9 protein-coding genes and 1 pseudogene are annotated in these 12573 nt (G+C 47.1%); 4 read left to right on the forward strand and 6 right to left on the reverse strand.

Annotated features, from left to right (window positions below):
- Positions 1–313: 313 nt before the first annotated feature.
- Positions 314–1381 carry an FAD-dependent oxidoreductase gene (locus tag QUA23_RS29605; RefSeq protein WP_333079416.1) on the reverse strand — a complete coding sequence of 356 codons (1068 nt, stop codon included), beginning with the start codon at positions 1379–1381 and terminating at the stop codon, positions 314–316.
- A 272-nt stretch (positions 1382–1653) separates the two neighbouring features.
- Between QUA23_RS29605 and QUA23_RS29610 the strand changes: the two genes are divergently transcribed.
- On the forward strand, positions 1654–2499 hold the full coding sequence (locus QUA23_RS29610) for a YaaW family protein (RefSeq protein ID WP_333079417.1): 846 nt from the start codon (positions 1654–1656) through the stop codon (positions 2497–2499).
- A gap of 43 nt (positions 2500–2542) precedes the next feature.
- Positions 2543–4078, forward strand: coding sequence for an O-antigen ligase family protein (locus QUA23_RS29615; RefSeq protein WP_333079418.1), 1536 nt, complete (start codon positions 2543–2545; stop codon positions 4076–4078).
- A 104-nt stretch (positions 4079–4182) separates the two neighbouring features.
- On the opposite strand, the gene glmS is transcribed toward QUA23_RS29615, so the two are convergent.
- The 4 genes from glmS to QUA23_RS29635 form a co-directional block, all read right to left on the reverse strand.
- Positions 4183–6105, reverse strand: a complete 1923-nt coding sequence (gene glmS / locus QUA23_RS29620; RefSeq protein ID WP_333079419.1) for a glutamine--fructose-6-phosphate transaminase (isomerizing) — start codon at positions 6103–6105, stop codon at positions 4183–4185.
- A 159-nt stretch (positions 6106–6264) separates the two neighbouring features.
- Complete coding sequence (psaC, locus tag QUA23_RS29625; RefSeq protein WP_015175986.1) at positions 6265–6510, reverse strand: photosystem I iron-sulfur center protein PsaC; 246 nt, start codon at positions 6508–6510, stop codon at positions 6265–6267.
- Between the two features lie 765 nt (positions 6511–7275).
- Positions 7276–8379, reverse strand: a complete 1104-nt coding sequence (locus tag QUA23_RS29630) for a chloride channel protein (RefSeq protein ID WP_333110665.1) — start codon at positions 8377–8379, stop codon at positions 7276–7278.
- 728 nt (positions 8380–9107) lie between these two features.
- Positions 9108–10013: a CoB--CoM heterodisulfide reductase iron-sulfur subunit B family protein gene (locus tag QUA23_RS29635; protein ID WP_333079423.1), complete on the reverse strand. Its 906-nt coding sequence runs from the start codon at positions 10011–10013 to the stop codon at positions 9108–9110.
- Between the two features lie 383 nt (positions 10014–10396).
- Between QUA23_RS29635 and acpP the strand changes: the two genes are divergently transcribed.
- Positions 10397–10651, forward strand: coding sequence for an acyl carrier protein (acpP, locus tag QUA23_RS29640; protein WP_333071912.1), 255 nt, complete (start codon positions 10397–10399; stop codon positions 10649–10651).
- A 97-nt stretch (positions 10652–10748) separates the two neighbouring features.
- Entirely contained in the window at positions 10749–12002 is a 1254-nt protein-coding gene (fabF, locus tag QUA23_RS29645; protein WP_333079424.1) for a beta-ketoacyl-ACP synthase II, read from the forward strand.
- A gap of 430 nt (positions 12003–12432) precedes the next feature.
- On the opposite strand, the pseudogene QUA23_RS29650 reads toward fabF, so the two are convergent.
- A pseudogene (locus QUA23_RS29650) lies at positions 12433–12573 on the reverse strand (photosystem II q(b) protein); the annotation flags it as partial.

Genomic DNA, 12573 nt, shown 5'->3' on the forward strand with positions numbered 1-12573 from the left:
TTATGTTGAGCGTGGGCGGGCAATAGCGCGCTCGAACTTTTTTGAGTTTTTTGGACTTATTCAGCAAGCCCTAACTACTGAAACTATTGCTATAATTGCATTTCCCTTCTTCCTTCTTCCTTCTTCCTGACATCCGTTACATCCGAAGAAAGCGAATCCGTTGCCGAACTTCCTTATTCCTTCTTCCTAACATCCGTTATTCATGCCGGACTGTATTATCAGGTTCGAGGGCAAGGTGATTTTCTGGGCTAAACCCAGACGGGATGGCAATCATAGCGTTAGAGGAAAAATCGATACGTTAACTGTAGCCATATTACCAATTTAGGCGGGAATCTAAGGGCAAATTGTGCAACTGAGAATTCACCCAAATAGCCGCCGCCAAACCCGATCGCAAAGCACCTTCTATTTGACCTTCCCCGCACAAATCCCCCGCACAAACCAGTGGCAAATTCCCCCCAGCAGGCAAACAAGAAACAGGCAAAGGATTTCGACAAAAAGCATAGCGCCAGCGGTGAACCTGCAACCATTCTGGCTCTTTTAACCAAGGGATTAAATATTCAGAAGCTCTCGAAAGCAATTCCTGACCGACAGTTTGCAAATCAGCAGCTTCTAAATAGCGTTCTGCAAAAATTGCGCTGCTGTGAACCACAAACACCGGCTGCTGCGGCTCGATCCGTTTGCTGCTGTCGAAACCAACCCAAGCTAAATCAGCATTATCGGGAAAAGAAACAGATTTCCACTGCGGATTTAGATTAATTAAATCTTGCTGTTTTTTCGCAGAATAGCCAGCCATAACCGTAATGCAAGGGTCGTACTCCACAGAGCGCAATTTGTCAAGAAAATCAGGTTTAAAACCAATTTCCGAATTCAAAAACATTAAAGCTTGAGGAGCCGGAATTGCTACTACAACAGCCTTAGCAATCAATTCTTGAGGCGTCTGTAAATTGTCATCAGTAACTTCTAGGGAAAGATGCCACATTTGGTTATCTGTAGTAGAAATAGCTTGTACGCGGCGACCAAACCAAATTTCTAAATCCTCCGCCAAATATTTACCCACAGCATTCATTCCCGCAGGTGCGACATAACAAGAATTAGGAATAGCAGAAAGTTCTCCATGTCTGAATTCCCAGACAGTATCCGTCCAGAGTTTGAGGATATCCCGATCGACCAAAACGTCAATTAACCCCTGCACCGCATCCCCCTGCGGCTCCAGATACCGCGCCCCGTGATCGGCCCTAGTACCCTGTACGCGACGGGTAGCAACACGTCCCCCCGCGCCGCGAGATTTCTCAACAACAGCCACAGAATAACCAGCTTGACGCAACCGTTGAGCGCAACTCAGCCCCGCCATACCCGCACCAATCACCGCAACATCGAACATAATCAATCAGTCAGCCTTGTGAATCTAAACATCAGCTTAAAGGCTGCAAGCTGAATTTGTACCTTACCGATGACTCAAAAGAGCCGTAGCTTCCGGGGCCCGACGCCATCGCCCTGCACCAAGTAGTAGAATAAAGGACAGCACGAATCCATGATTAAGACCCGATCAAAAAATGCCACTGTAGGTAAATCCTAAATCCTAATGGTTGTCAACCAGCAGCAATCTAAAATCTAAAATCTAAAATCTAAAATCGAATAGGGGAGGGCAAAATTTTGGACGAACTCAGAGCAGCACTCGAATTGACAACAGAAGAAGAATTGCAGCAACTAACAGAACTTCTGTTCAGCCGCAAGTTTAACCCTTTAGATTACGTGCAAACCCCCGCACCGATAGATGTACAAAGTCGCGATCGCCAAGCATGGCTCGACGCCGTAGAACAGCGGTTTCGCTATCTTGCAGCCGACGGGTTGACGGTACTCCGAGGGCGAACCCAACAAGTAACTTACAGACAAGCACTAATTCAAGTTTGTCGCTATCTCAAAATCCCTTACCCCAAACAGTTGTCAACCACCGACTTAGAGGCAGAAGTATTTCTGCACTTAATGGGCCGCGCGTGGAAGCGTTTACCTGCAGATGAACAGCAAGCGCTGACAGTGCGCGTACAGCGAGCGATCGTTGATTCTAAACTCTCAGAACCCCTGCCAATTTCTGCTGAAAAAGACCCGCTAGGTTTGCTGTTCAAAGGCGGCAGCGCTTTAGCTGTTAGTTCCATCTTAAAACCAATGCTGCTCAAACTAATGGCAAATCAATTTGCGCTGCATTTTGCCACCTATCAAATGGCAAAACAAGGAGTGCTTGCAGGCACTGCAACTGCAGCAACCCAGTTTCAAAATTATGTCGCAATTCAGACGGCGCGGCGCGGTATGGCGGTGAGTGCGGCTCGTTACGGTGCGACGCGGAGCGTATTTTCGTTGGTTGGCCCGGTGATGTGGACTTGGTTTTTAGCGGATTTGGGTTGGCGATCGATTTCCACGAACTACGGCCGCATTATCCCGACCATTTTTGCCTTAGCTCAAATACGCCTGACGCGATCGGAATGCGTTTGGGAACTAGCTTAACGCTGGTAAATTGTAGATTTTAGATTTGAGATTGGGAGTGTGGGTGAAGATCAAAAATCGGTTGAAATTAGCTGCCAAACAGACAGCCAAAAATCTCAAGTCTCGACTCCAAAAACATCCAGATCCCCGCCTGCAAATCCCTTGGAATTTCGCCCAAGTGGGGATGCTGATTTTTCCCTTAATTCCGATTTTGGGAGCTTTAGGTTTATTCCTGGGATTGGCCGGCACTTGCAAGCAAAAGTTCCGTCAAATTAGTCGCCGCCCGTTGAATCGAGGATTCGCAATTCTGAGCGCGCTGCTAGTCATCACAGCCGTTTTTGCCCACAACCGCATTGAGGCTTTTGTAGGGTTGTACAATTTCTTGCCGTTCTTTATATTGTTTGCCGCTTTTAGCAGTTTAATTCAAACTTTGCCTCAATTGCGGCAATTGTCTTGGATTATTGTAATTAGTTCAATTCCAGTGATAATTTTAGGTCTGGGACAGCAATTTTTAGGCTGGAGTGGCATCGAGCAATTGCAGCCTGTTTTTGGCTGGGTACTCGCACCCCAAGGCAATCCCCCCGGTCGTATGGCTTCTGTATTTATGTACGCTAATATTTTAGCTTGCTATCTGACAATTGCTTTTATTTTAGCACTGGGACTGTGGATGGAAGAAGGGTTCGGCAACGATCAAGGTAAGGGATTTCCCGAATTTACCAGCTCGATTTTGAGGGAAGAGGAAAGAGGAAAAAAGGAAACAATTAATGAACGGCTGATTCCTGATTCCCAATTTTCGCTTCCCAATTTCCGATTCCTATTTTTAAGTTGTGCAGTGATCGGAAATGCTCTTGCTTTGATTTTTACTAATTCTCGCAATGCTTGGGGACTGGCAGTTGTGGCAGTTTTGGCTTTTGCATTTTATGCGGGCTATAAAAAATTATTAGCTGCAGTTTTGAGTGTGGCTAGCACAATTTTTTTGTCTGCCTTTGGCCCGGAACCACTGCGGCAATCTTTACGAAGAATTGTTCCGGCTTTCTTTTGGGCTAGACTCACCGACGAGATGTTCCCAAATCGACCGACAGCTACTTTGAGAAAAACTCAGTGGGAATTTGCGTGGTCGATGACTCAGCAGCGTCCTTGGACGGGTTGGGGATTGCGAAATTTTACGCCTCTCTATCAAGCTCAGATGCAAGAATGGCTCGGTCATCCTCACAGTTTGATACTGATGTTGACTGCGGAAACGGGAATACCCGCAATGCTTTTTTTGTTTGGTTTAGTTGGTTGGGTTTTGGCTAGGGGTGTTTTTATGCTAGCGAATTGGCCGCTTTTTTCTGCGGATATCAAACACGAGCAAATAGCAACACAGGAAGTAGCGGAAAATACTTTAGGGTTCACTCAAAAATTTATAATTAATAGCAAAAGTCAGGGGGTTTGTCAAGATGTAAGAGCGGCTGATCGCCTAATTTTTTTCAGTTATTTATTAGCCTTCGCTGCCTGTACGCTTTTTAATACTGTAGACGTGACGCTGTTTGATTTTCGACTCAATACTACAAGCTGGTTGCTGTTAGCCGCAATTTGCGGAGTCAGCCAGAGGGAATAGGCGATCGGGCATCGGGCATCGGTTATTGGTTATTGGTTATTAGAACGAAAAACCAACAACCAACAACCCACTAATGACTACGGACTAATGACTAATGACTTCCTTTATTCTACCGTCACCGACTTCGCCAAATTGCGTGGCTGATCCACATCCAAACCCCGACGGGCTGCAATGTGATAAGCCAACAATTGCAGCGGAATCACTGTCACAATCGGCGACAACAATTCATCCACCAAAGGCACCGGCAAAATGTGGTCAAAAATATCGGCTTCCGCCACACCTTGCTTCGGCGTAACGCCAATTAAACGGGCGTCGCGCGCCTTCGCTTCTTGAGCGTTGGAAAGCACTTTTTCGTAGACGCTTCCGGGCATGGCGATCGCCACTACGGGTACTTTCGCATCCAAAAGGGCGATCGGGCCGTGTTTCATCTCTCCCGCCGGATATCCTTCAGCATGAATGTAGCTAATTTCCTTCAGTTTCAGCGCCCCTTCCAAAGCAATCGGAAAGTTAATTCCCCGCCCCAAAAAGATAAAATCTTGGGTGTCTGTAAACTGGTGGGACAATTCCTCCACATACTGTTCTTGAATCTCCAAAAACTTCTCAATCTCCGCTGGTAACTGGCGCAAACCAGCAATAATTTCTGCCAATCTCTCCGTGCTGATTGTTTCCCGCTGGTGCGCCAAATCCAAAGCTAAGAAATAGAATGCCATCAACTGAGTCACAAAAGTTTTAGTCGCAGCAACGCCGACTTCTATACCGGCGTGGGTATTGATCACGTGCGGCATCATGTGGGCGATCGAACTTTCGGTTCTGTTAGTAATGCCTAACATTCTCGCCCGAAATTTATCGGTAAAACCTGCGCGGCGCTGCTGTTCCATCCCCAAAGCAGCCAGTGTGTCCGCCGTTTCTCCCGACTGTGTTACCCCAATAGTTAGAGTATTTGCTGTCAGCGGTGCCGGTGCGTAGCGGTACTCAGAAGCGTACTGCACCGCAGTGGGAATATTAGCTAATTGTTCCAACAAATATTTGCCAATTAGCGAGGCGTGCCAGCTCGTTCCGCAGGCGAGAATCGAAATTTGTTCGACATCAGCGCAAAGTTCCTTGGGCAAGTTGAGATTGATGGGAGAGCGGGGATTTCCCGGCTGCCAATCGCTGTCTAAATAAGCCTCCAAACAAGCTCGGACTACGGCGGGCTGTTCGTAAATCTCCTTGTGCATGAAGTGTTTGAAGCCTTGCTTTTCGACTAAAACCGGACTCCAACCAAGGATGCGCGGGCTTTTTTTCAGCCTTTCTCCTGCAAAGCTGTAAACTTCGACTCCCATCGGAGTTAGTCTTGCCAATTCACCATTTTCCAACGACAAAACAGTGCGGGTGTGAGAGACTAAGGCCGGCGTGTCGGAAGCGCAGAAAAATTCGCCTGCACCAAAGCCAATCACCAAAGGAGCTTGCTGTCTGGCGACAATTATTTCGTCGGGAAAATCGGCGCAAATAACGGCGATCGCAAAGGCTCCTTCTAACCGATTTACCACCTTTGCAACGACTTCTAAAAACGACAAATCAGCAATTTTTTCGGACTTTTTCTCTTTTCTTTCTTCCTTCTCCCTTTTTGCTTCTGCAAATAACTCAGCTATTAAGTGAGGAATCACTTCTGTATCGGTATCCGAGACAAATTTATGTCCCTTTGCTTTCAATTCTTTCCGCAAATCGCGATAATTTTCGACAATTCCATTTTGAACTACCGCAATTCGCCCGCTATTATCCAGGTGAGGGTGAGCGTTATATTCCTCTGGTTTGCCGTGAGTTGCCCAGCGGGTGTGTCCGATGCCAATGGGAGCCGGAGATTCTATCTCTGCTAGCTTTTCCCGGAGGTTGTGCAATTTGCCCTTGGCTCGGATGCAGGTAATTTCTCCTTCCGAGATGGTAGCGAGGCCCGCTGAATCGTAGCCCCGGTATTCTAGTTTTTCCAATCCTGCTAGCAAAATCTCGCTTGCTGCTTGCGTGCCGATATAGCCAACGATTCCGCACATTTAACGTACTACTCCTGCTTAGCGATCGCAATAAAACTCACGTTTTATCATTTTTACCTTCTTCCGGCCCCAGAATGCAGATTCCGCGACAAAAAAGAGGGGGCAATTTAATCGCCCCCTCTCTTGTGCCCTTAATTCGATCGGCGTGTCGATCGATATTTAGTAGGCTAGACCCATACTGCGAGTGGTTTCTGCTCCCAGGTAAACCCGGATGCTCAGAAAATCGGTGGGGCAAGCAGTTTCGCACCGCTTGCAGCCTACACAGTCTTCGGTGCGGGGAGATGAGGCAATCTGAGCTGCTTTGCAGCCATCCCAGGGCACCATCTCCAAAACGTCAGTCGGACAAGCGCGGACGCATTGAGTGCAGCCGATGCAAGTATCGTAAATTTTGACTGAATGAGACATTGAATAAAGGCTCCCAACGAGTCACTAAAAATTTGCTGCCTCTGCGAATTAACAGATTTGACGGTGAGGTGCCACCGCTATAGCCTGCACAGAGAATTAAAGGTTAGTCTACCGCAGTGCTTGGAAGCACTTCGCAAAAAAGCGACAAAACTTCACAGTTATTCACGCTGGGAGTCTTATAGAACCCATTTGGGATTTATTCATTTGCCAACCGTTTGAGCATGAGCCTGATGAAATACAAATTGAGTTTCGCAGTGGCATTGGCGAGAGTCTGCTCAAAGTTCTTGACCAAACTCTTACAGCCTGACATCCCAGCGTTTGACCGTTTAATCACGAGCGCGAGTTGCCACCACGACAAATCCAGTTTTCCCCTCTAATGCCACTTTTTCGGCTTTGGTTAGTTTCCGTGCCAGTTTAAACCGGATCTGGGTCATAATCTGCGGATAAAGTTTTTACATTCTCTGCGATCGTCTTATCCGGGTGATACCTATTGCCCTTGCAGAATGGTACTCTTCGGAATATTGACGAGCCAGAGTGTGAAAATAATCGAGGTTGTGACTCAAAATATCAACCCAGCCACATTCATCGGACACACTGGCTTTTGTATAATGGATAAAAAACGGCAAGCTGACTGGTATCAACACCTAGATGTTGTTTGATGCCATTGGTGTATTTGAAATGGCAAAAGCCTTGAGACTCGACACTGGCAAATTGCACGTATTTTTCACCGCTACACGCAGTTATTAGAGGAATTCTAGCCGTTTGTTAATCAACTTTACGCTGTGAGCTAATGAAGGGAGTTCGGGGAGCCAAGAAGAAACCCACGAGACTAGCGAAGAGAATCGGTGTAAAAGTGCTAAATCCTGTCAACTTGGCGAGTAGCAGAGTTGTACTAATTGGAGTTCGAGTAACTGTTGAATTCAGAGCAGCCATTACACAAATCATTGCTAAAGTCTCGTTGGAGGCGGGATTAACGATAGCGATTGCCTTTCCTAAACAGGCTCCTATAAAAAACAGCGGGATGATAATCCCCCCCCGCCAGCCTCCATTTACGGTCGTACTAATGGCAAACACTTTAGCAATAACTAAAGTTAAGATAACTCCCAAAGAAAAGTTGCCCTCAACAATTTTTTCAATTTGATGTTCACCAAAGAAACGAGTGAGCGGAAATAAAGCTGATAACACACCAAGTGCTAGCCCGGCTAAAGTAGTTCGCACATAGATTGGGCTGGGTATCGAATCAAACAAGCGACCAACACTGCGAAATACAGCGATAAAAAGCCACCCCATGATCGCACCTACGATTCCATAAGCAATCGCGGCGCCAAAGTCATAAAGGCTGTCCACATTGTATTGAGGAAAATGCCAGGTTGGACCAATTCCTAGCTGGGTAATTGCTACAAAGATGGTGTAACTTGCACAACTTGCCACGACTGCAGGCAATATTGCTTCAAAATACTCCACAACATTCTGATGCTGCAGGATTTCTAAAGCAAAAAAAGTACCACCCAAAGGAGCGCCGAACAAAACTGTAAAACCAGATGCCATGCCAGCAATACTCAAAGTTCGTAGTGCCTCTCCACGCAATTGAAAGCGATCGGCTAACCACGTACCAATTGAACCTGTTACTTGCACCATTGGTGCTTCTGGACCAGCACTGCCTCCACTGGCAATACTAATTAGCGACGACAGAATCATCGAAGGATTCTCGTTCATTGGTAACCGCCCACCATTGAGATGAATATTGTCAATAATCAACCCTATTTCGCCAGGATTTCCCAGCCAATGAATGAGCAAACCGATGAGCAAACCCGCAAGGGGCATAATAATTAGTAGAGAAACTCCACTAAAATATTCAAATCCCAGCATTATGTAAGACAAAAATATCCAATAAGTGGCAGCAAACAAACCACAAATTATTCCTAGCATTGCCCATAGCAATACCGGACGTGTGAGATTTACTGGGTTTCGGTTCATTGGTGATTCCTTGTCAATAGCGAGGCAGTTAGGAAGTCTTAAAAACTATTTTGTGTAATTGTATACAACTTCTGTTTCTGTTGTCTGCATATTAACCTACCAACCACCACACTTGCTTTGGAGTGTAGATCAGGGCTATCGAATGCGAAGAGAGCAATCGCAGTCTAACAAGGGCTGGCAACGGAACTGGGGCATAGGTTATCAGCGGTGAAGCCACCATGCAACGCCGTCCGCTGAAGCCCTCGCCCTTAGACCGCTTCATCTCTTGGTGGTGTCAATAGCTTAAAGAAACCATTTGGGATCTCTGATGACGAGCTAAGATCAGAAATAAATAACATTATCGAGCAACTTAATCGACAAAGAGTGATAACTCCGCAGCGCCATTGGTGTCCCACAAGAAGAAGACTAGACCACCTCTGGGGACAAAACGACCAATTGTGGACGGTATCTTCTATCAATTCAAGAGTGTACGATCGCGATCGAGCTTCCCGCTAGCATTCGGGTATAATTCCGAGCTAACGGGATTGGATATTAGAAAGAACCAAAATCCTTACTACAAAACTGGATTGGATATTAGAAAGGACTAAATTCCTGACTACAAAGCGGCGCAAATCGATCGACTAAAAGCCTAATTTTTCTAACACGGGCTTAGTTGAAACAATATGTCGATCGAGTCCTAGTTTTTTCGGCTCCACACCCAAAGCTAAAGCCACCAATTGCGACAAATGCAACACGGGCAAACCCAACTTGCGCCCGATTACTTTTTCCACCTCCGGCTGTCGCGAATCCAAATTCAAGTGACACAGAGGACAAGGCGTTACCATACAATCCGCACCATTGTCAAGAGCATCTTGAATATGTTTGCCTGCCATCCCAAAAGATTGGTCAGTGGCATAACTCGCCAACGGCCAGCCGCAGCACTGCGTCCGCCCTCGATAGTAAACCGGAGTTGCCCCGATCGCCCGAAATACATTTTCCATCGATTCCGGTTGGTGCGGGTCATCGTAAAGCAGCTTATCCTGAGCTCGCAGGAGGTAGCATCCGTAAAAAGACGCGCACTTCAAACCCGAAAGCTGGCGGGTGACTCGCTTCTGCACCTCGTCCAGCCCGTAATCGGCAACGATCGCCCACAACAGATGTTTCACCTCGGTACTGCCTTGATAAGGCGAACAGCCTTGTTTTTTGAGTAAACCGTTGACTTTTTCTATGTAGTTGGGATCGGTTTTTTGGCAATCCTTGAGGCGATCGTCCACATGACCGATTACTCCTTGACAAGTGCTGCAATGCGTCAGCAAAGGCAAATTCAGTTCCTCAGCCAAAGCTATATTGCGGGCATTGACAGTATCTTCGAGCAACTGCGAATCTTCCTTGAAAGTACCAGAACCGCAGCAGGAAGCTTTCTTTAGTTCCACCAGTTCAATCCCCAACGCTTGAGTTAGCGCCATTGTAGACAAGTAAAGTTCGCGGGCCGCCCCTTGGGCAACGCAACCGGGAAAGTAAGCATATCTGAGAGTTTGGGATGGCATAGTCGTTTCTGCTGGGGACACAAGGTTCGGGAAAAGAAACTTGAGCGATCGAAGGCGGGAGGCTTCCTGCTTAGTTTTCCCTCTTTATAATTAACCTATCACCGCCTAGCTAGGAGCCAATTGTCAGCTTTTCTCAAGCATTTTGAGTTGATGGCTGACGCACCATTGACCAAAAATCCGGTTCATCAACGTTATCAGGTGGCTAAACGAGATGATTGATTTTGGGCTATTGGGTTTTTTTGCCTTAGTCCTATAGTTGCTGCGATCGTGGGTGTGCCAATTGTCGCTGGCCCGTGTCACTTAGAAAAGCGGCCAGCGTTTCTCCTGCAGATCCCCCTTTCGGATAAGATTAGATACGCAGCAACCAATGAGGACACGATGTTATGAGCCAAGACGACATTTTTGCTAGAGTCAAGAAAATTGTGGCAGAGCAACTGGAAGTCGATCCGAGCGAAGTCAAGCCCGAAGCCAACTTTGCTAACGATTTAGGAGCAGATTCCTTAGATACTGTAGAGCTGGTCATGGCCTTGGAAGAAGAGTTTGATATTGAAATTCCCGACGAAGCAGCCGAAGGAATTACTACGGTTCAAGCTTCTGTAGATTTCATCAGCAGCCAACTTGCAGCTCCAAAAGCATAAAATACCTGTCTTTTCCCCTAAGAGGAGAGAAGTTAGAAAACTGGAAACTCCTCTTTTGTTCTGCGTTCTGGGTGTTTAATTTTTTGAAACTGAAATCATGACAAATTTAGAGCGTAAGCGCGTTGTTATCACGGGTCTCGGCGCGATTACACCGATCGGCAATACCTTGTCCGAATATTGGGACGGGTTGCTTGCCGGGAAGAATGGTATAGGCCCGATCACCTTATTCGACCCGTCGCGGCACGACTGCCGCTTTGCCGCAGAGGTGAAGGGTTTCGACCCACACGACTATTTAGAGCGCAAGGAAGCAAAGCGGATGGATCGCTTTGCTCAATTTGGGGTATCAGCGAGTAAACAAGCTGTTGCTGATGCGAAGTTTGAGATTAACGACCTGAACGCAGAACAGGTGGGTGTCATTCTTGGCACTGGCATTGGTGGCCTGAAGGTTTTGGAAGAGCAGCAAGAGATCTATCTGACTCGCGGCCCCGATCGATGCAGCCCGTTTATGATCCCCATGATGATTGCGAATATGGCCGCGGGTCTGACGGCAATTCAAACGGGTGCTAAAGGACCAAACTCTTGCACGGTGACGGCCTGCGCTGCCGGGTCAAATGCGGTGGGTGATGCGTTTCGCCTAGTTCAGGGGGGTTACGCGCAAGCCATGATTTGCGGCGGTACCGAAGCTGCGGTGACACCTTTGTGCGTGGCGGGTTTTGCTGCGGCGAGGGCGCTTTCGACTCGCAACGATGACCCGACTCATGCTTCTCGTCCGTTCGATCGCGATCGTGATGGTTTTGTCGTCGGCGAAGGTGCTGGCATTCTGATTCTAGAAGAAATGGAACACGCTCTGGCGCGTGGCGCGAAGATTTACGCAGAAATCGTCGGCTACGGTTTAACTTGCGATGCGTATCACATGACTTCTCCGGTACCGGGGGGGGAAGGTGCGTCGCGGGCGATGGCTTTAGCGCTCAAGGATGGGGGTTTGACGCCGGATCAAGTGAGCTATATCAACGCTCACGGCACGAGTACGCTTCCCAACGATTCTACTGAAACAAAAGCGATTAAGCGGACTTTGGGAGACCACGCTTACAAAGTAGCAATTAGTTCTACCAAGTCAATGACCGGTCATCTTTTGGGCGGTTCTGGGGGAATTGAAGCGGTGGCGACGGTAATGTCGATCGCCAATGACAAAATCCCGCCTACAATTAATCTGGAAAATCCCGATCCTGAGTGCGATTTGGACTATGTTCCTCATACCAGCCGCGATCTAAAAGTTGATGTGGCGCTGTCGAATTCTTTTGGATTTGGCGGCCACAACGTGACACTGGCATTCAAGAAGTTTGTTCAGTAACAGGCAATTTGAAAGTCGAGAGTTAAAAAGGTGAAAAATTAGTTTTTCACCTTTTAATTTTAGATTGAGCCATCGGCTATTAACTAAATCAACTTTATTCAACCTAAAATGCGATCGTGCGTTAGAGCCCCGCAGCACTTTAATGGCTGCGGGGCTCTGGGTATTTTGTTTTTTGATTTGTCGTTGCTACTATCATGTCCGGGCGATCGCTTGACCCAAAATGCTTACTTGTCATGAGTCAAGCGCAACGAAGTAAGCGCGTTGTCTAAAAGGCTGGATTCTTCAGTTCCTTCACGACTCAGAATGACAACTACTCAAGCGGCCTTGATATCACTTAGTTTGTTAACAAAAGGAGAACTCTAAAAATATTTTCCCCAAACAAAAAGCGCCCCTATTTCTAGGAGCGCTTTTTGTAATCGATAGCTAAAACTTAGCCATTGATAGAAGGAGCAATCATTGCTACGGGAGTTGTTTCACCAGCAGCCAAGTCGAGAGGGAAGTTGTGAGCATTGCGCTCGTGCATTACTTCCATACCCAAGTTAGCGCGGTTGATCACATCAGCCCAAGTATT

Source organism: Microcoleus sp. Pol1C5 (genome assembly GCF_036701115.1).
Lineage (GTDB): Bacteria > Cyanobacteriota > Cyanobacteriia > Cyanobacteriales > Microcoleaceae > Microcoleus.